Annotated in this window: 15 protein-coding genes and 1 other RNA gene; 13 read left to right on the forward strand and 3 right to left on the reverse strand. The window is 63.7% G+C overall.

Annotated elements, in window-relative coordinates:
* Positions 1-49 precede the first annotated feature (49 nt).
* Positions 50-1,852, forward strand: a complete 1,803-nt coding sequence (locus AB8A27_RS05525) for an ABC transporter ATP-binding protein (protein ID WP_441241040.1) — start codon at positions 50-52, stop codon at positions 1,850-1,852.
* 64 nt (positions 1,853-1,916) lie between these two features.
* Here the strand turns inward: AB8A27_RS05525 and rnpB are convergent.
* An RNA gene (gene rnpB, locus AB8A27_RS05530) (RNase P RNA component class A) lies at positions 1,917-2,359 on the reverse strand.
* A 200-nt stretch (positions 2,360-2,559) separates the two neighbouring features.
* Here rnpB and AB8A27_RS05535 point away from each other — a divergent pair.
* On the forward strand, positions 2,560-2,910 hold the full coding sequence (locus AB8A27_RS05535; RefSeq protein ID WP_441241041.1) for a YciI family protein: 351 nt from the start codon (positions 2,560-2,562) through the stop codon (positions 2,908-2,910).
* Between the two features lie 5 nt (positions 2,911-2,915).
* Positions 2,916-4,166, forward strand: a complete 1,251-nt coding sequence (locus tag AB8A27_RS05540) for an RNA polymerase sigma factor (RefSeq protein ID WP_441241042.1) — start codon at positions 2,916-2,918, stop codon at positions 4,164-4,166.
* 60 nt (positions 4,167-4,226) lie between these two features.
* Here the strand turns inward: AB8A27_RS05540 and AB8A27_RS05545 are convergent, their stop codons facing one another.
* Positions 4,227-5,087: an N-acetylmuramoyl-L-alanine amidase gene (locus tag AB8A27_RS05545; RefSeq protein ID WP_441241043.1), complete on the reverse strand. Its 861-nt coding sequence runs from the start codon at positions 5,085-5,087 to the stop codon at positions 4,227-4,229.
* Between the two features lie 515 nt (positions 5,088-5,602).
* On the opposite strand from AB8A27_RS05545, the gene rsmH reads away from it, so the two are divergent.
* From rsmH to AB8A27_RS05595, 10 genes are all read left to right on the forward strand, one after another.
* The gene (rsmH, locus tag AB8A27_RS05550; RefSeq protein WP_441241044.1) at positions 5,603-6,598 is read left to right on the forward strand and encodes a 16S rRNA (cytosine(1402)-N(4))-methyltransferase RsmH; all 996 of its coding nucleotides are present in this window, start codon (positions 5,603-5,605) and stop codon (positions 6,596-6,598) included.
* A 2-nt stretch (positions 6,599-6,600) separates the two neighbouring features.
* Positions 6,601-6,981: a cell division protein FtsL gene (ftsL, locus tag AB8A27_RS05555; RefSeq protein WP_092151039.1), complete on the forward strand. Its 381-nt coding sequence runs from the start codon at positions 6,601-6,603 to the stop codon at positions 6,979-6,981.
* Complete coding sequence (locus AB8A27_RS05560) at positions 6,978-8,741, forward strand: peptidoglycan D,D-transpeptidase FtsI family protein (protein ID WP_441241045.1); 1,764 nt, start codon at positions 6,978-6,980, stop codon at positions 8,739-8,741. Before ftsL ends, AB8A27_RS05560 begins: the two co-directional genes overlap by 4 nt.
* Positions 8,742-8,834: 93 nt before the next feature.
* Entirely contained in the window at positions 8,835-10,292 is a 1,458-nt protein-coding gene (locus AB8A27_RS05565) for a UDP-N-acetylmuramoyl-L-alanyl-D-glutamate--2,6-diaminopimelate ligase (protein ID WP_441241046.1), read from the forward strand.
* Entirely contained in the window at positions 10,289-11,725 is a 1,437-nt protein-coding gene (locus AB8A27_RS05570) for a UDP-N-acetylmuramoylalanyl-D-glutamyl-2,6-diaminopimelate--D-alanyl-D-alanine ligase (protein WP_441241047.1), read from the forward strand. Before AB8A27_RS05565 ends, AB8A27_RS05570 begins: the two co-directional genes overlap by 4 nt.
* 10 nt (positions 11,726-11,735) lie before the next feature.
* On the forward strand, positions 11,736-12,818 hold the full coding sequence (gene mraY, locus AB8A27_RS05575) for a phospho-N-acetylmuramoyl-pentapeptide-transferase (protein ID WP_092151048.1): 1,083 nt from the start codon (positions 11,736-11,738) through the stop codon (positions 12,816-12,818).
* A gap of 4 nt (positions 12,819-12,822) precedes the next feature.
* Positions 12,823-14,220: a UDP-N-acetylmuramoyl-L-alanine--D-glutamate ligase gene (murD, locus tag AB8A27_RS05580; RefSeq protein WP_441241048.1), complete on the forward strand. Its 1,398-nt coding sequence runs from the start codon at positions 12,823-12,825 to the stop codon at positions 14,218-14,220.
* 246 nt (positions 14,221-14,466) lie between these two features.
* Positions 14,467-15,615 carry a putative lipid II flippase FtsW gene (gene ftsW / locus AB8A27_RS05585; RefSeq protein WP_441241049.1) on the forward strand — a complete coding sequence of 383 codons (1,149 nt, stop codon included), beginning with the start codon at positions 14,467-14,469 and terminating at the stop codon, positions 15,613-15,615.
* Positions 15,615-16,715 (forward strand): undecaprenyldiphospho-muramoylpentapeptide beta-N-acetylglucosaminyltransferase, encoded by a 1,101-nt coding sequence (gene murG / locus AB8A27_RS05590; RefSeq protein WP_441241050.1) that lies wholly within the window; start codon positions 15,615-15,617, stop codon positions 16,713-16,715. The genes ftsW and murG overlap by 1 nt, the downstream gene beginning before the upstream one ends.
* A gap of 389 nt (positions 16,716-17,104) precedes the next feature.
* Positions 17,105-18,058 carry a phosphotransferase gene (locus AB8A27_RS05595; RefSeq protein ID WP_441241051.1) on the forward strand — a complete coding sequence of 318 codons (954 nt, stop codon included), beginning with the start codon at positions 17,105-17,107 and terminating at the stop codon, positions 18,056-18,058.
* Between the two features lie 18 nt (positions 18,059-18,076).
* On the opposite strand, the gene AB8A27_RS05600 is transcribed toward AB8A27_RS05595, so the two are convergent.
* On the reverse strand, positions 18,077-18,982 hold the full coding sequence (locus AB8A27_RS05600) for a LysR family transcriptional regulator (RefSeq protein WP_441241052.1): 906 nt from the start codon (positions 18,980-18,982) through the stop codon (positions 18,077-18,079).
* Positions 18,983-19,017 lie beyond the last annotated feature (35 nt).

Raw genomic sequence — 19,017 nt, forward strand, 5'->3', positions numbered from 1 at the left:
GCGTCAAACCATGGAGCCGGTCTGCGCAGGGGCGCTGCCGGATGAAGTCATGACTCTGAAATCGAAGGACCGCGCCGCTGCCATCCGCGTGGTGATCCCTTTCGTGATCCGGCACTGGTTCCGGCAGCCCGGGCGCGCGGTGACAGTTGCTGTCGGTTTGCTCGGCGCAACGGTGGCCGATCTGTTCATGCCGCTGTTCTCGGGCCAGCTGGTCGATGCCGTCACCAAAGGCGGAACAGACCCGGCGGCGCGGCAGGCGGCGTTCATGGCGTTCGGCGCCATCGTCGCACTCGGTGCGTCGTCGATGCTGCTGCGGCTGCTCGGCATCCACGCCATCGTTCCGTTCACGCTGCGCATCATGTCGGATCTGTCGCGCGAGGCTTTCGCGCGCGTGCAGCGTTTTTCGACCGACTGGCACGCCAACAGCTTTGCGGGCTCCACGGTGCGCAAGGTCACGCGCGGCATGTGGGCGGTCGATCTGCTCAATGACACGCTGCTGATGGCGCTGCTGCCGTCGCTGGTGGTGTTGCTTGGCTCGATGCTGCTGCTCGGCTGGCATTGGCCGGCGCTGGGCGGCGTCATCGCCGTCGGCACGGTCGCCTATATCGCGATGACCGTGTGGTTCTCCACGCGCTACATCGCGCCGGCGGCGCGCGTGTCGAATGCATGGGACACCAAGGTCGGCGGCACGCTGGCCGATGCGCTGACATGCAACGCCGTGGTGAAATCCTTCGGCGCGGAAAGCCGCGAGGACGAGCGGCTGGGGCAGGTCGTCGGCCGCTGGCGCGTGCGCGTGGCACGGACATGGTTTCGCTACAACACCACCAGCACGGTGCAGCTCGCGGTGCTGCTGTGCGTGCGCACGGCGGTGATTGGTGGCGCCTTGTGGCTGTGGCTGCAAGGTCAGGCGACGGCGGGCGATGTCACCTATGTGCTGACGAGCTATGTCGTCATCCACGGTTATCTGCGCGATGTCGGCATGCACATCAACAACCTGCAGCGTTCGGTGAACGACATGGAGGAGCTTGTTGCCATCCATGATGTCGCGCTCGGCATTGCCGATGCACCCGACGCCAAGCCGATTGCCATCATGGGCGGCCGCATCTTGTTCGATGACGTGACGTTCCATTATGGCGGTCATGCCACGCCGCTCTATGACGGGCTGTCGGTCGACATCCGCGCCGGCGAACGCGTCGGTCTGGTCGGGCGTTCGGGCTCCGGCAAGACGACCTTCGTCAAGCTGATCCAGCGGCTCTACGATGTCTCGAGTGGTCGCATCATGATCGACGATCAGAACATCGCCGAGGTCACGCAGGAGTCGCTGCGCAGCCGGATTGCGATCGTGCAGCAGGATCCGATCCTGTTTCACCGTTCGCTGGCCGACAACATCGCCTATGGACGGCCCGGCGCCAGCATGGCGGCGATTGAACAGGCGGCGCGGCTGGCGAATGCGCATGACTTCATCACCCGGCTGCCGAAAGGTTACGGCACGCTGGTCGGTGAGCGCGGTGTGAAACTGTCGGGCGGCGAGCGGCAGCGTGTCGCGCTGGCGCGTGCATTCCTGGCCGATGCACCGGTGCTGATTCTGGACGAGGCGACATCGAGCCTGGATTCAGAGTCGGAGGCGCTGATCCAGGAAGCGATGGAGCGGCTGATGAAAGGCCGCACCTCGATCGTCATCGCGCATCGCCTGTCGACGGTGCGCAGCCTCGATCGCATCCTGGTGTTCGATCACGGGCACATCGCGGAAGAGGGCACCCATGCCACGCTCACAGCACGGCCGGGTGGCATCTATCGCGGTCTGTTCGAGCGTCAGGTGCTCGATCTCGATCGCACCAGTGCGGCGGGTTGATCCGACGGTGCTAAAACTGGCGAGGGGCCCGGCGTGTTGCGCCGGGCCCCTCGTTGTTCAGAAAGATATCAGCCGGCCTGTAAGCCGGGTTCTGTAGGGCATCGCCGATTTGCACCGGCGATACGTGACGGCCATTCCTCTGGGACCATAGTTGCCTATGGCCTCAAGCAACCTACCCGGACAGCGAGCGAGACATCACCCTGCAGTGTTATCGCCGAAGGCTTTCGCCGGAGCGAACTGACTGCGTTGCCGTCCCTATTCGGTTTTGCTCCCGGTGTGGTTTGCCATGCCGTTTCCGTTGCCGGATACGCGGTGCGCTCTTACCGCACCTTTTCACCCTTACCGCGCCAGCTCCTTGCGGAGGGAGGCGAGGCGGTTCGTTCTCTGTGGCACTTTCCCTGGGGTCACCCCCGCCGGACGTTATCCGGCACCGTATGTCGATGGAGCCCGGACTTTCCTCTCCCGCAGCCTTTCGACCGTAGCGGGAGCGGCCGTCCAGCCGACTGACCAGGAAGCCATGGGGGTTGCCGGCGCCGACGTCAAGCACTGACCGGCGGCGCAAGCCGTCAAAATAAATTATCTTGAAGATGTCGTTCTGCTGCCGGTTCGTTCGACTGACCGCATGATCCCGGAAAGTAGAAACCAGTTTCTGGACCCGATCATGCCCATGTCACGGCGAATGGCGCCGCTCAAGAGGAGACAACACCATGCAGTATCTGCTGATGATCTACCAGAACGAAGCCGAATACGCGAAAATGGACGCCGCCACAGGCAAGAAAATGCTCGAGGAATATGGCGCGTTCACCCAGTCCATCGTCCAGAGCGGCAATTTCAAGGCAGGCGACCGGCTGCAGCCGACGACCACAGCGACCACGGTGCAGGTGCGCAACGGCAAGATGCTCACCACCGATGGTCCGTTCGCTGAAACGCGCGAACAGCTCGCTGGCTACTATCTGATCGACGCGAAGGATCTCGATGCCGCACTGGCGATCGCGGCGCGGATTCCCGGCGCGCGGGTCGGTTCGATCGAGGTGCGGCCGATCTGGGTCTATAACTGACACCCATGACACCCGCCGAAATCGACAAGATCTTTCGCAACGAGGCGGGTCGCGCGCTGGCGACGCTGATCCGCCTCGTCGGCGATTTCGATTTGGCCGAGGATGCGTTGCAGGATGCCTTCGCGGTTGCGCTTGAAAGATGGCCAGCCGCGGAGCCGCCAGCCAATCCGCGTGCGTGGCTTGTCAATGTCGGCCGCAACAAGGCGATCGACCGTGTCAGGCGTCTGGTATCGTTTCGCAGCAAGCAGGAACAGGTGACGCACGAGCTGTTGTTGAACGCGAGCGCAAATGACGATCACTGTGACGCCGCCATTCTCGACGACGACATGCTACGGCTGATCTTCATCTGCTGCCATCCGGCTTTCGCGCTCGAGGTTCAGGTGGCGCTGACGCTGCGGACCGTCTGTGGATTGAGTACCGCTCAGGTGGCACGGGCGTTTCTGATCGGCGAAGACGCCATGGCGCAACGGCTGGTCCGAGCCAAACAGAAGATCCGCATCGCCGGAATTCCCTATGAAGTGCCTGTGCGAGATGCGCTCGAACAGCGCCTGCGCGGCGTGTTGGCCGTGATCTATCTGGTTTTCACCGAAGGCTACGTCGCCACGTCAGGTGACGACCTGATGCGGCCAGACCTGGCGCGGGAAGCAATCCGGCTAGCTCGTTTGCTTGATGCGCTGATGCCGCAGCGCGGTGAAATCAAGGGACTGCTGGCGCTGATGTTGCTGCACGATGCGCGCCGTGCCGGGCGGCAGACCGCCGCCGGTGACATTATCTTGCTGGAGGAGCAGGATCGCGGGCTGTGGGACCGGCAGCAAATTCTCGAAGGGCTGGCGCTTGTCGAAGAAGCTTTGCGTCTGCCAGGGCGCCCTGAATTCTATGCGGTGCAGGCTGCGATCGCGGCACTGCATGCGCGGGCGTCAAGCTATCAAGCCACCGACTGGCCGCAGATCGCCGGGCTGTACGAAGTCCTGTTGCGGATCAGGCCGTCGCCGGTGATCGAACTCAATCATGCCGCGGCAGTGGCGATGGTCGATGGTCCGCTGCGTGCGTTGAATCTGATCGATGCACTGGAGGCACGAGGCGGACTCGGCGACTACGATCTGCTGCCGGCGGTGCGCGCCGATCTGCTGCGCCGTCTCGGCCGGCGCGATGCCGCGCGCGATGCGTATCATCGGGCCAGTGCAGCCACACAACTCGCACCGCTGCGCCGGCTCTACGCGCGCCGGCTGGCTGAATTGGATCGGCAGGAGGACTAAAGCGTTTTCGAGCGAAGCGGGCACCGGTTCGCGTCAAGAAAACGCGTCAAAACAAAACCTCTAGCGCGCGGCGGTCGTCGTCTCCGCCGGCAGGCTTGCGAGCAAGGCCTGCAGCGTCGTGAGCGTCGAGTGATCCACGAGACCGTCGACGCGCTCGGGACGGAAATGGCGCTGGAAGGCGGTGACCACTTCCATGGTCGGGGCATTGTACTGGCCATCGGTCTCGATGCCGTAGCCATAGCGCGCCAGGGCATGTTGCAGCGCCAGCACGTCGTCGCCTGCAGTGCCGAGTTTCATGGTTTCGCCGCGCACGATTGGCGCTGGCATCACCCAGTGGCCGACGCCGGAATTGGCGAGCGAGTGCCACGGGAATTTCTCGCCGGGATCCTTCTTGCGCGAGGGCGAGACGTCGGAATGGCCAAGCACGCGATGCGGCTGCAGGTCATGACGCAGCATGATGCCGCGGCACAGCGCGGTGACGGCGGCGATCTGCCGGCTCGGAAAATCCGGATAGCCCCAGTCATGACCGCGATTGATGATCTCGATGCCGATCGAGCAGGAATTGATGTCCTCCTCGCCGGCCCAGAAAGCGACACCGGCGTGCCAGGCCCGCTTCGCTTCCGGCACCGTCTGCACGATGCGACCATCTTCGAGCACAATGTAATGCGTCGAGACATCGGTGCCCGCGGTACACAGGCGCGTGATCGCGCCTTCAGGATCGGGCATGCCGGTATAGTGCAGCACGATCATGTCGGGCACGAGGCCCTTGTTACGCTCACCGAAATTCGGCGACGGGATCACATCGGAAACGACGGATGAATCCGGGGTAAAGGTCGGCATGTCCGCGGCGCCCTTGGGGATCGGGAGGGCGCGTTGACGCTTGGAGTCGGATCCAGCGGGCGCGGACGAAGATGATGCCATCAGAAAACTCAGATCAGTCACGAGAATGGCAGCACATATCGGTTGTGCCGCCGCGCTCTGTACTATCCTCGATTGGCGCCATGCTATGCAACGACTGCATGACACTTTTGCCCCATTTTTATTCACTGTGGGCTCAAGGCATCAGCACTACGATGAAACCGCCACTTGTAATTGATCGACTGCTCGCCAACCCATCAACGCTTTCTTAACGCTAAGTGCCGTTACTGAGTGGTGAAGAGCCAACCTGAAAAGGGCGGCCAAAGTTCCATTTTGACGTTCAGATCCCCATGGCCATCCCGAAGAATCCATGCGGACATCAGGCCTTTCCTGCGCAAAACGCGGGCGGCGCGTCGAATGGAACCCGCAATCGCGCGGCGATCGGGCTTTTCGGTCGGAAAAGCCGGGCGTCGCGCCGACAGTTGAGGCGACATGGGCCTGTTCGTGTCCAGTTTGATTTTGCGCCTCGATGCGAAGGAATGGAACGCGCCGTCTGCGTGGCTCCGGTGGGCGCGCGCATGAGTACGCCCGATACAAGACATATCTCCGTTCTCGGCGTTGAAGCCGTCGCCATGCTGAACCCGCGCGCCGGTGGTATTTATGTCGATGCCACGTTCGGCGCCGGCGGTTACTCCCGCGCGATCCTCGCGACGGAAGGAACCCGCGTCATCGCCATCGATCGCGACCGGACGGCGATTGCCGGCGGTTTCGATCTCGTCGACGCATCTGGCGGTCGTCTCACGCTGGTCGAGGATCGTTTCTCCAATCTCGCCGACGTGTGTGCTGCGCAAGGCGCGCCACTGGTTGACGGCGTTGTGATGGATGTCGGCGTGTCGTCGATGCAGCTCGATCAGGCCGACCGCGGTTTCTCGTTCCGCTTCGACGGCCCGCTCGACATGCGCATGAGCCAGCATGGTCCGACCGCGGCTGATGTGGTGGCGAAAGCCTCCGAGGCCGATCTCGCCAATATCATCTACATCTTCGGCGAGGAGCGGCACTCCCGCTCTGTTGCCCGTGCGATCGTCGCGGCACGCAAGGAAGCGCCGATCGAGACGACGAAGCAACTCGTCGATATCGTGCAGAAAGTCGTGTGGGCCAAGCCCGGCGAAATCCATCCGGCGACGCGCACGTTCCAGGCGCTGCGCATCTTCGTCAATGCGGAGCTCGATGAACTCCACACCGCGCTCGCCGCTGCCGAGCGCGTGCTGAAGCCGGGCGGCCGGCTGTCGGTGGTCTCGTTCCATTCGCTGGAAGACCGCATCGTCAAGAATTTCATGACCGAGCGCAGCAAGACCGGCGGCGGATCGCGGCATCTGCCGGAGGTCGCCCAATCGAAGCCGCGTTTCTCGCTCGTCAACAAGCGTCCGATCATTGCGGGCGATGAAGAACTCAAGGCCAATCCGCGCGCGCGCTCTGCGAAGCTGCGCGGCGCCGAACGCACCGATGCGCCGGCACAGGACGCTGGTCCGTTGCCGGGCTGGCCGACGCTCGCTTCCGTGATGAGGGGAGGCTGACCATGCGGATCATCCACCTTCTCGTCATCGCCGTGCTCGTCTTCGCCGCCGCCTATGTCTATCGCATCAAGATGGAATCCACGGTGCGCACCGAGGCAGTGCTGCGCCTGCACGCCGATATTCGCGAGCAGCGCGACGCCATCGCCGGGTTGCGTGCGGAATGGGCCAAGCTCGACGCGCCGATGCGGCTGCAGGGCCTGGCCGAGCGACATCTCAAATTGCAGCCGATGACGGCGCAGCAATTCGACACGTTGAAGAACCTGCCGGATCGGCCGCCGAATTTCGCCAAGCCGGGTGAGCCCGATCCGATCGGCGCGATGATCCACACCATCGATCCGGATATCGTGACCGGTTCGCTGCCGGCGCCGGAGGATCCGCAGTGACAGGTCAACCGCTCGACCCGAACAAACCAATCGAACGGCCGCCGGAGCCCTGGCGCCAGCGCCTGATCCGCAGTCTGCTCTACGGGCGCAATGTCGATCGCGCGGCGAAAGCGCGCGCGCGCGTCGGCCTTGCGATGATCGCCTTCGGCGGTGTGTACGGCATCATCGCCGTGCGCCTCGTCATGTTCGCCGTCAATGGCGACACCCATGCCGAACGTCGCGCCACGCGTGACGCCATCGCTACCGCACGTCCCGATATCGTCGACCGCAACGGCGCGATCCTGGCGACCGACGTGAAGTCACCGTCGCTGTTCTCCGAGCCACGCCGCATCATCGACAAGGACGAAGCGGTCGAATTGCTCACCGGCGCATTGCCCGATCTCGATGGCGCAGAAGTGCGCGAGCGGATCATGAGCAAAAAGGGCTTTGCCTGGCTGAAGCGCGAGATCACGCCGCAGCAGCAGCGCGACATTCATCGCCTGGGCATTCCCGGCATCGGCTTCCTGCGCGAGAACAAACGCGTCTATCCCTCCGGCGCGGCGGTCTCGCATCTGATCGGTCTGACCAATATCGACAACCAGGGCATCGCCGGCATCGAGAAATGGCTCGACAGCAACGGCCTTGCCGATCTGCATCGCGCGGGCTTTGCTTCCGATCGCCTGCAGAAGCCGGTCGAGCTCGCCGTCGATCTGCGCGTCGAGCACGCGCTGCGTGACGAACTGCTGAAGGCCAAGGCGAAATACAGCGCCAAGGCCGCATCGGGTCTGGTGTCAAACGTGAAGACCGGCGAGATCGTCGCCATGGTCTCGCTGCCTGACTTCGATCCGAACAATCCCAAGGAAGCGCACGATCCCGATCGCATCAACCGCCTGACCACGGGCGTCTATGAAATGGGCTCGACCTTCAAGACCCTGACGCTGGCGATGGCGCTGGACTCGGGCAAGGCCAATCTCAACACGATGTATGACGCGCGCTATCCGCTCAGCTATGGCAAGTTCAAGATCCACGACACCCATCCGGTGCCGCGTCCGATCTCGCTCGCCGAAGTGTTTACATTCTCGTCCAATGTCGGCGCCGCGAAGATCGCGCTCGGGCAGGGCGTCGAGGCGCACAAGGCGTTCCTGAAGAAGGTCGGTCAGCTCGACCGCCTGCGTACCGAATTGCCCGAGAGCGCGATGCCGATCGTGCCGAAGCGCTGGGGCGAACTCAACACCATCACGATTGCGTTTGGTCATGGCATGGCCGTGGCGCCGTTGCAGGCGGTGATGGGCGTCAATGCGATGATCAATGGCGGTCTGCTCATTCCGCCGACCTTCCTGAAACGCACCGAGGAAGAAGCACAGGCCATCGCCAAGCGCGTCGTCAAGAAAGAGACCAGCGACAAGGTGCGCTACATGATGCGCCTGAATGCCGAAACCGGCTCGGCGCGGCAGGCGGAAGCCAAGGCCAAGGGCTATTATCTCGGCGGCAAGACCGGCACGGCCGAGAAGGTCGTCAACGGCCGCTATTCGAAGAAGCAGGTGTTGAATTCCTTTACCGCTGTGCTGCCCATGGACAATCCGCAATTCCAGGTTCTGGTGATGCTGGACGAGCCGAAGGCGCTGCCGGAAACCCACGGTTTCATCACCTCGGGCTGGAATGCGGTGCCGACGGGCGGCAATGTGATCGCCCGTATCGCGCCGCTGCTCGGTCTGGAGCCTCGCTTCGATCTGGCGCCGTCCGACCGCCTTATTCTTGCGACATCCAAGGTGACTCAGTAACGCCGCATCTGCGCTTTACAGCCGGTGCAAAATGCGGTTTGCGTGGCGTTGCGGAACCCGATTTGTCACTCGATCTGGCCTGCCCGGAGCAGCATGAAACTACGCGATTTGTTCAACCCTGATGCCGTGATGGAGCCATCCGCAAGGGACCTCACCGTCACCGGACTTGCTGTGGACAGCCGCGCAGTCAAACCGGGCGATCTGTTCTTCGCACTGTCAGGCGCGAAGACCGACGGTTCGCGATTCATCGCGCAGGCGCTGGCGTCAGGTGCCGTCGCGGTCGCCGGCGCCCACAAGCCCGATAGTCTGTCCGTACCTTTTGTGAGCACGCCCAATCCGCGCCTTGCACTGGCTCTGGCGGCGTCGAAATTCTATCCGCGTCAGCCTGCGGTTGTTGCCGCCGTCACCGGGACATCAGGCAAGACGTCGGTCGCATCCTTTGCGCGCGAAATCTGGGGCCGTCTTGGATATGCCTCCGCCAGCATCGGCACCATCGGTCTCGTCTCGCCGAAGCGCACGGTCTATGGCTCGCTGACCACGCCGGATCCGATCTCGCTGCACCAGCAGATCGACGAGATCACCGGCGAAGGCGTGACGCATCTCGCGCTCGAAGCATCGTCGCACGGCCTCGATCAGTTCAGGCTCGACGGCGTGCGCGTCTCTGCCGCCGGCTTTACCAATCTGTCGCGCGACCACATGGATTACCATCCGGACGTCGCGCATTATCTCAGTGCCAAGCTGCGGCTGTTCCTCAATCTGGTCGTGGATGGTGGCGTCGCCGTGATCGCGGCCGATCATGAGCATTCGCCGCAAGTCATCCATGCCGCACAGTCGCGCCACTTGCGTTTGATGAAAGTCGGTCGCAAGGGCGACGGCACAGGTGAGGGCATTCGCCTTGTCGACGCCGTGGTCGAGGGCTTCGCGCAGAAACTCACACTTGAGCATCGCGGCAAGAGCCATCAGATCAGACTGCCGCTGGTCGGCGAATTCCAGATCGAGAACGCGCTGGTCGCGGCCGGTCTGGTGATCGGTACCGGCGGCGATGTCGATGCGACCTTCGCCGCGCTCGAACATCTCGAAGGCGCCAAGGGGCGTCTCGAGCAGGTCGGTGCGCATAATGGCGCGCCGGTATTTGTCGATTACGCCCACAAGCCCGATGCGCTGGCGAAGGCGCTGCAGGCGCTCCGTCCCTATGCGAAGCGCAAACTCGTCGTGGTGTTCGGCGCCGGCGGCGACCGCGACGCCGGCAAGCGGCCACTGATGGGCGAGATCGCCAGCGAGAATGCCGACCGCGTGATCGTCACCGATGACAATCCGCGCAGCGAGAATCCGGCAGCCATCCGCGCTGCCATCATGGCGGCTGCGAAGGGCGCCGTCGAAATCGGCGACCGCGCCGAAGCCATTCGCGTGGCTGTCGAAGGTCTGCAGCCCGGAGATGCCCTGCTGATCGCCGGCAAGGGTCATGAGACGGGACAGATCGTCGGTACCCGCACGCTGCCTTTCAGCGATCACGAGGCCGCCGCAGCGGCGCTTGCCAAGAGGACTGCATGAGCGAGTTTCTTTGGACATCGGCCGCGATGGTCGAGGCGATGCACGCCACGACCCAGGGCGCGCTGCCGGAAGGCATCACCGGCATCTCCATCGATACCCGCACCATCAAGCCGGGCGAGGCTTACTTCGCCATCAAGGGCGATGTGCATGACGGCCACGCCTTTGTCGAGGCTGCGCTGAAAGCCGGCGCGGCCCTCGCTGTTGTCGAATCCGCGCAGCGCGACAAGTTTCCCGCCGATGCGCGCCTACTCGTCGTTGAGGATGTCCTCGCAGGTCTTGTCGAACTCGGCATCGCCTCGCGTGCACGCCTCAAGGCGCCGGTGATTGCGATCACCGGTTCGGTCGGCAAGACCTCGACGAAGGAAGCGCTGCGCCGCGTGTTGGAAGCGCAGGGCAAAACTCATGCCTCGGTCGCGTCGTTCAACAATCACTGGGGCGTGCCGCTGACGCTGGCGCGCTGCCCGGCCGATGTGCGTTTTGCGATCTTCGAGATCGGCATGAACCATGCCGGAGAAATCGAGACGTTGGTGAAGATGGTGCGGCCGCATTACGCCGTCATCACCACCGTCGAGCCGGTGCATCTGGAATTCTTCGCCGGTGTTGAAGCCATCGCCGACGCCAAGGCCGAAATCTTTTCCGGGCTCGAACCCGATGGCGTCGCGATCCTCAATCGCGACAACTCGCAATTCGCGCGGCTACAGAAGAGCGCCAAGAAGGCCGGTGTCTCGCGCATCGTCTCGTTCGGCGCCGACAAGAAGGCCGAGGCGCGTTTGCTCGACGTCTCACTGCATCCGACCTGTTCGGCCGTGCATGCGAACGTTCTCGGTCACGATGTCACCTACAAGCTCGGCATGCCCGGCCGCCACATGGCGATGAACTCGCTGGCGGTGCTGGCCGCGGCGTCGCTGATGGGGGCTGATCTCGCGCATGCGGCGCTGACCCTGTCGCAGGTCGTGCCTGCTGTGGGCCGCGGCGTTCGCCATATCCTGGAAGTCGCAGGCGGCGAGGCGACACTGATCGACGAGAGCTACAACGCCAATCCCGCCTCGATGGCGGCGGCCATCAACGTGCTCGGCGCAGCGGCCATCGGGCCAAAGGGCCGCCGCATCGCGGTGCTCGGCGACATGCTCGAACTCGGCCCCGATGGCGCGAAACTTCATGCCGGGCTGCTGGATGCGGTCCAGTCCAATGGCATCGATCTGGTATTTTGCTGTGGTCCCTTGATGCGCAACCTTTGGGACGCCCTTTCCACGGGCAAGCGGGGCGGCTATGCCGGGGATGCGGCGGCGCTCGAATCGCAGGTGCTTTCCGCGATCCGTGCCGGTGACGCCATCATGGTCAAGGGCTCGCTCGGCTCGAAGATGAAACCGATTGTCTCCGCGCTCGAAAAGCGCTTTCCCGGCAACGCCGCGCTCGACGACGCCGCGGTATAGGGCGGACTGAATGTTCTACTGGCTGATCGATTTTGCGGGCACCGTCCCGGTGTTCAACGTGTTCCGCTACATCACCTTCCGCACCGGCGGCGCGGTGGTCACCGGCGCACTGTTCGTGTTCCTGTTCGGACCCTGGATCATCGACAATCTGCGCCTGCGCCAGGGTAAGGGCCAGCCGATCCGCACCGACGGCCCGCAGTCGCATCTGGTCAAGGTGGGCACGCCGACTATGGGCGGGCTGATGATCCTGTCCGGCCTCGTGGTCTCCACGCTGCTCTGGGCCAATCCGCGCAATCCCTATGTCTGGATCGTCCTCGCCGTCACGCTCGGCTTCGGCTTCGTCGGTTTCTATGACGACTATCTGAAAGTGACCAAGCAGAGCCACAAGGGCTTCGCCGGTCGTACGCGCCTTATGATCGAGTTCATCATCGCCGCTGCCGCCTGTTTCGCTTTCGTCAAGCTCGGCCGCGATCCGCTGTCCTCATCGCTGGTGATCCCGTTCCTCAAGGACGTGATCGTGAATTTCGGCTGGTTCTTCGTGCTGTTCGGCGCCTTCATCGTCGTCGGCGCCGGCAATGCTGTGAACCTCACCGATGGTCTCGACGGTCTCGCCATCGTGCCTGTCATGATCGCCTCCGCCTCGTTCGGCATGATCGCCTATCTCGCCGGCAATGCGGTGTTCTCGGATTACCTGCAGATCAACTACGTCGCGGGCACCGGCGAACTCGCGGTGCTGTGCGGCGCGGTGCTGGGCGCAGGCCTCGGCTTCCTCTGGTTCAATGCGCCGCCGGCCTCGATCTTCATGGGCGACACCGGTTCGCTGGCGCTGGGCGGCATGCTCGGCTCGATCGCGGTGGCTGTGAAGCACGAGATCGTGCTCGCTGTCATCGGCGGCCTGTTCGTGCTCGAAGCGGTGTCAGTCATCGTGCAGGTCACGTCCTTTAAGCTCACCGGCAAGCGCGTGTTCCGTATGGCGCCGATCCATCACCATTTCGAGCAGAAGGGTTGGACCGAACCGCAGATCGTCATCCGCTTCTGGATCATCTCGGTGATGCTGGCGCTTGTCGGCCTCTCCACGCTCAAGCTGCGGTGACCGCGTGATCCCCGTCACATCCTTCGCTGGCAAGACAGTCGCCGTGTTCGGCCTCGGCGGGTCAGGCCTCGCGTCGTGCCACGCGCTGCAGGCGGGTGGTGCGGAAGTCATCGCCTGCGATGACTCGATCGACAAGATGGTCGAAGCCACGCAGGCCGGATTCATCACCGCTGACTTGCGCACGGTCGCATGGGGTAGTTTCGCTGCATTGATCCTGACGCCCGGCGTGCCGCTGACGCACCCCACGCCGCACTGGACGGTGGTTGCTGCGAAGGCAGCAGGCGTCGAGGTGATCGGCGACATCGAACTGTTCTGCCGCGAACGCAAGCTGCACGCGCCCGATGCGCCGTTCATCGCCATCACCGGCACCAACGGCAAATCCACGACCACGGCACTCATCGCGCATCTGATGCGCGAGGCCGGCTTCGATACGCAGATGGGCGGCAATATCGGCACCGCGATCCTGTCGCTGGAGCCGCCGCGCGCTGGCCGCGTTCATGTGATCGAGATGTCGTCCTACCAGATCGATCTCACGCCCTCGCTCGATCCCTCCGTCGGCATCCTGCTCAATGTCACGCCTGATCACATCGATCGCCACGGCACGCTGGCGCATTACGCTGCGGTGAAGGAGCGTCTCGTCGCCAGCGTGCAGGCGAGCGGAACGGCCATCGTCGGCGTCGATGACGACTGGTGCAGCAAGGCGGCCGATCGCATCGAGCAATCCGGCAAGCGTGTGGTCCGCGTCTCCGTCGAACATCCGCTGGCCAATGGCCTCACCATCCGCGGCAGCAGCATCGTCCGTAATGCCGGCGGTGCGCAGAGCGATCTCGTCGATATCGCCGGCATCGGCTCGCTGCGCGGTCTGCACAATGCGCAAAACGCCGCCTGCGCCTCGGCGGCGGCACTGGCGCTGGGCGTCAGTCCAGCCGTGCTGCAAAAGGGACTGCGCTCGTTCCCCGGCCTCGCCCATCGCATGGAGCAGGTCGGTCGCCAAGGCGCCACGCTGTTCGTCAACGACTCCAAGGGCACCAATGCCGACGCCGCCGCCAAGGCGCTGTCGTCCTTCAACCACATTTTCTGGATCGCCGGCGGCAAACAAAAGGAGGGCGGCATCACCTCGCTCGCCGAATTCTTCCCGCGCATCCGCGGCGCCTATCTGATCGGCGAAGCCGCGAACGACTTTGCGCAGACGCTGGACGGCAAGGTGCCCTATGAGATCAGCGTGACGCTGGATGTCGCGGTGGCCAATGCCGCGCGCGACGCCGCGGAAGCGGGCCTCGCGGAGCCGGTGGTGCTGCTGTCACCCGCCTGCGCGTCCTTCGACCAGTTCCGCAATTTCGAGATCCGCGGCGACCGGTTCCGGGAACTGGTGCTGGCGCTGGATGGGGTGAGGGCGGTTTAGCTCTCCCGTCACAACAAACTCCGTCATGCCCGGGCAAAGCGCGAAGCGCGGCTTCGCTTGACGTCCCGGGCATCCACGTCTTCCCAGGGCTGGTATCCAAGACGTGGATGGCCGGGACAAGCCCGGCCATGACGTGGAGAGAGATCGGGCGCCCGCCCCATTCTCCACAATTTTTCACAATCTCTTAACCCTCTGGCAACCACGATGGCCCATCGATAGGAGTTCATCGACCCGCAGGACGCGCCCATGATCTCTCGCGAACAACGCACACCGCTCAGCGAATGGTGGTGGACCGTGGACCGCCTGCTGCTGGCGGCGATCATCGCGCTGATGCTGGCGGGGGTGATCCTGTCGCTGGCGGCGTCGCCGCCGGTTGCGACCCGCATCGGGCTCGATCCGTTCCACTTCTTCAACCGGCACATCCTGTTCATGGTGCCGTCGGTCGTCGTGCTGATCGGCGTGTCCTTCATGTCGCCGCGGCAGATCCGCCGTTCGGCGCTCGTCGTGTTCGCGCTCTCGATGATGCTGATCGTCGCGACCTTGCTGATCGGGCCGGAAGTGAAGGGCGCCAAGCGCTGGATCACCATTCTCGGCATCAACATCCAGGCGTCGGAATCCGCCAAGCCGGCTTTCGTCGTGATCGCCGCCTGGCTGTTCTCGGAATCCGCGCGCAAGCCGGAGATGCCCGCAACCTCGATGGCCATCGTGCTGCTGATGATGCTGGTGTCGCTGCTGGTGATGCAGCCTGACTTCGGTCAGACCATGCTGATCCTGATGGCCTGGGGGTCGCTGTTCTTCATTGCCGGCATGCGCATGGTCTGGGTGTTCGGCCTCGGCGCGACTGCGGCAGGCGGGCTATTGATGGCTTACTTCCTGGTGCCGCACGTCGCCGGCCGTATCAAACGCTTCATGGATCCCGCCTCGGGCGATACGTTCCAGGTCGATACCGCGATGGAAGCGTTTTCGAATGGCGGCTGGTTCGGCCTCGGGCCGGGCGAGGGCATCGCCAAGCGCAGCCTGCCGGACAGCCACACCGACTTCGTCTTTGCCGTGGGCGCCGAGGAGTTCGGCATCCTGCTGTGTCTCGCAGTGCTCAGCCTGTTTGCCTTCATCGTGATCCGCGCGATGTCGCGCGCTTATGCGACCGAAGACCTGTTCTCGCGCTTCGCGGCCTCCGGCCTCGCCATCCTGTTTGGCGTACAGGCAGCGATCAACATGGCGGTCAATCTGCATCTGATCCCGGCTAAAGGCATGACGCTGCCCTTTATCTCCTATGGTGGTTCGTCGATGATCTCGCTGGCTTACAGCGTTGGCATGCTGCTCGCTTTGACCCGGATGCGTCCGCGCACTGAAGTCGAGGCGATCGACGCCCACGTCGCGCGCACTTACGCGTGATGAGTACCGCGCCCCTCATATTGCTCGCGGCGGGCGGCACTGGCGGACATCTGTTTCCGGCGGAAGCGCTCGGCGTCGTGCTGATGAAGCGGGGCTTGCGCGTGCGTCTGGTCACCGATCCGCGGGCGCTGAAATATAGCGGGCTGTTTTCGCGCGAGATGATCGATGTGGTGCCGAGCGAGACGCTGCGCGGCCGCAATCCGATAGCGCTGGCGCGCACCGCCATCATGCTTGCCGCCGGCACCGCGATGGCGCTGAATCTCATGCGCAGCCTGAAGCCAGCAGCGGTGATCGGTTTCGGCGGCTATCCGACAGTGCCGCCGCTATTCGCTGCGCGTCTGTTCGGCATTCCCAGCCTGATCCACGATTCCAACGCCGTGATGGGCCGCGCCAATCGCATGCTGTCCGGCAAGGTCAGCGCGATCGCCACATCGCTGCCCGGCGTGCTCGACCGCGATCCCGAATTGTCGAAGAAGACCACCACCACGGGCACGCCGATGCGCCCGGCGATCCTCGCCGCCGCCGCCGTACCCTATGTCGCGCCCGATCCCACCGGGCCGCTGCGCCTGCTCGTCGTCGGCGGCAGCCAAGGCGCGCGCATCATGGCCGATATCGTGCCACCCGCGATCGAACGTCTCGAGCCCGCGCTGTGGGATCGTCTCATCCTCACACAGCAGGTCCGCGACGAAGACATGAGCCGCGTGCGTGCGGTCTATGACAAGCTCAAGATCAAGGCCGAGCTCGCGCCATTCTTCAGCGATCTCCCTGCGCGTCTCGCCTCAAGCCAACTGGTGATCTCGCGCTCCGGCGCCGGCACCGTCGCCGAACTCGGGGCCATCGGCCGTCCGTCCATCCTGGTGCCGCTGCCCGGCGCGCTGGATCAGGACCAGTTCGCCAATGCCGGTGTGCTGGCGGATGCGGGCGGTGCACTCCGCATTGCACAGGCTGATTTCACGCCGGATCGTCTGGCAGCGGAAATCTCGGCACTGGCCGGCGAGCCGGCGCAACTGACTGCAATGGCATCTGGTGCACGCAAGGTCGGCCGGCTCGATGCAGCGGATCGGCTGGCGGATCTCGTCGCCAAGGTCGCGAAGATTTAAGTGAGTTCTCTCGGTTGTCGTCCCCGCGAAGGCGGGGACCCATACACGCTGGAAATATAACTAGCATTCCGTCGTTATGGTTCTGCCGTTCTAAGTACACCGACCGTGGTTATGGGTCCCCGCCTTCGCGGGGACGACACCGGAGAGGCTATAGCCTCTCCGTCTCCACCAGATAAGCCAGAAACGCCCTTACCCGCGCAGGCAACCGTCCGCCATGGCCGACGAACACCGCGTGCAATGACATCACTTAGCGAACAGCGGTTGGCCTGCTACAAGTTGCCTGCAAGTAAGACACCGGGGCGAGGGCAGTGCACAGCAATCAACTGGAGAAAATCCCGGAGCCCCAACGCGACACCGCGCATTCGGCCATCGCTACCGCGTTAGGTCGCGTGACGATCGACGCCATCAAACCCGTTCCGGGTGGCGTCTCAGGCGCGTTCGTCTACCGCGTGGATGCTGGCGGCCGACGCTACGTGTTGCGGATGGAGGGCCTTGCCAGTCCGCTGCGCAATCCGCACCAATATACGTCGATGCGTATCGCCGCAGAGGCAGGGATCGCGCCGCGGCTCTATCATGTGGACGAGGTCGCCCGCGTGGCGGTGATGGACTTCATCGTCGAACAGCCCTTGCAGTCCTATCCCGGCGGTCCCCATGCTTTGGCGCAAGCTCTGGGAAAGATGCTGCGGCGCTTGCAAGCGACGCCGAGGTTCGGGCGCTTCGTCGATTATCCAGATATCACCGCCCGGCTATGGGCCCATGTCTGCCGCACAAATCTGTTTGCGCCCGGCGTGCTCGATGCCCACACGCAGCGTTTGGCAGACCTTCGCAACGCCTATACGTGGAATGGCGACGAGGCGGTTTCCAGCCACAACGATATCCTGCCTCGCAATCTTCTGTTCGATGGCGAGCGTCTGTGGCTGGTCGATTGGGAGTCGGCCTATTGCAACGACCCGGTCGTCGACATGGCGACCATGCTCGATAACTTTGCGCCGTCACCTGAACTCGAAGAGGTGCTTTTGCAGGCATGGCTTGGTCACCCGCCCGATCGCAGCCTGCGCGATCGACTCGAACTGATGCGCGCGTTTACCCGTCTGTTTTATGCGGGCGTCCAGTTCAGCGCTGTAGCGACCGCGTCGCACTTGGTGCCGGACACAGACCTCTCGGCACCTACACTTGCGGAATTGCAGCAGGCCTTGCGTGACGGGCGGCTGGCGCCCGATGCGTTGGAGACCAGGCATCTGCTTGGAAAGATGTATCTCGCCGCATTTTTCACGGGCGAAAAACCGCCGGGTCTGCCTCCGCCGATTAGCGCGTTTCAGTTGATGGGGGCAGCGGAGGCATGACGACGAGGTGTTGAAACGCTACAACCTCACCCTCTCCACCAGATAATCCAGAAACGCCCGCACGCGTGCCGGCAACTGTCCGCCATGGCCGACGAATACGGCGTGGATCGGCTCAATATCGCCGGGATTGAACGCTTCGAGCACCGGCACTAGCCGTCCCGCTGCGATGTCGGCCTCGACATGAAAGCGTGCGAGCCGCGCAAGGCCCATGCCGGCGACGGCGAGGTGCTGCATGGCTTCGCCGTCGCTGACGAGCGCATTGCCTGATGGCATCACGGCGATTGTCTCGCCGTTGCGTTGCTTGAATGGCCAGCCGTTCTCCCATTTGGCAAAGCCGAAACGCAGCAGGTTATGATCGGCGAGATCGTCAGGTGTCTTCGGCGTGCCGCGCTCCTTGAGATAGCCGGGCGAGGCGACCACGACCATCCGGCTCTCGCCGAGCTTGCGCGCCAGCAAACGTGACTCGCGCATCGGGCCGACGCGAATGGCGACATCGGCGCGCTCTTCGAGAAGGTCGACCACGAGATCCGTCAGAACGACTTCGACCTTCACGTCGGGATAGCGCTTGGCGAAATCGGGCAGTAGCGGCAGCAGGAGACGCAGGCCGAAGGGCACGCTGGTATTGACGCGCAGCAACCCGCTTGGTGTTGCGCCAATCGCGGCCTCGCGTTCGGCCGCGCTGATCTCGTCGAGAATGCGCAGGGCGCGCTCGTAGAAAGCGCTGCCTTCCGGCGTGAGCTGAAGCTTGCGCGTCGAGCGGTTGATGAGCCGCACGCCGAGCCGCGCTTCCAGTCGCGCCACCAGTTTGCTCACGGCAGAGGGGGTCATCCGGAAGGCCCGCGCCGCGGTCGAAAAACCGCCGAGCTCGACCACGCGGGTAAACACTTCCATCTCGCCGGAGCGGTTGACGTCCAGTCGCGACATCTGGCTTCAATCTATTGAGTGAATTCAATTCACAA

It is taken from the genome of Tardiphaga sp. 768_D3_N2_1 (assembly GCF_052076105.1).
Classification (GTDB): domain Bacteria; phylum Pseudomonadota; class Alphaproteobacteria; order Rhizobiales; family Xanthobacteraceae; genus Tardiphaga.

What these genes read in the sequence shown, in the direction of transcription:
- AB8A27_RS05525 (WP_441241040.1), top strand. Translation starts at nt 50, where the DNA reads ATGACTCTGAAATCGAAGGACCGCGCCGCTGCCATCCGCGTGGTGATC.
- AB8A27_RS05540 (WP_441241042.1), top strand. Translation starts at nt 2,916, where the DNA reads ATGACACCCGCCGAAATCGACAAGATCTTTCGCAACGAGGCGGGTCGC.
- AB8A27_RS05600 (WP_441241052.1), bottom strand. Translation starts at nt 18,982, where the DNA reads ATGTCGCGACTGGACGTCAACCGCTCCGGCGAGATGGAAGTGTTTACC.
- murG (WP_441241050.1), top strand. Translation starts at nt 15,615, where the DNA reads ATGAGTACCGCGCCCCTCATATTGCTCGCGGCGGGCGGCACTGGCGGA.
- rsmH (WP_441241044.1), top strand. Translation starts at nt 5,603, where the DNA reads ATGAGTACGCCCGATACAAGACATATCTCCGTTCTCGGCGTTGAAGCC.
- ftsL (WP_092151039.1), top strand. Translation starts at nt 6,601, where the DNA reads ATGCGGATCATCCACCTTCTCGTCATCGCCGTGCTCGTCTTCGCCGCC.
- AB8A27_RS05570 (WP_441241047.1), top strand. Translation starts at nt 10,289, where the DNA reads ATGAGCGAGTTTCTTTGGACATCGGCCGCGATGGTCGAGGCGATGCAC.
- AB8A27_RS05545 (WP_441241043.1), bottom strand. Translation starts at nt 5,087, where the DNA reads ATGGCATCATCTTCGTCCGCGCCCGCTGGATCCGACTCCAAGCGTCAA.
- AB8A27_RS05535 (WP_441241041.1), top strand. Translation starts at nt 2,560, where the DNA reads ATGCAGTATCTGCTGATGATCTACCAGAACGAAGCCGAATACGCGAAA.
- mraY (WP_092151048.1), top strand. Translation starts at nt 11,736, where the DNA reads ATGTTCTACTGGCTGATCGATTTTGCGGGCACCGTCCCGGTGTTCAAC.
- AB8A27_RS05565 (WP_441241046.1), top strand. Translation starts at nt 8,835, where the DNA reads ATGAAACTACGCGATTTGTTCAACCCTGATGCCGTGATGGAGCCATCC.
- ftsW (WP_441241049.1), top strand. Translation starts at nt 14,467, where the DNA reads ATGATCTCTCGCGAACAACGCACACCGCTCAGCGAATGGTGGTGGACC.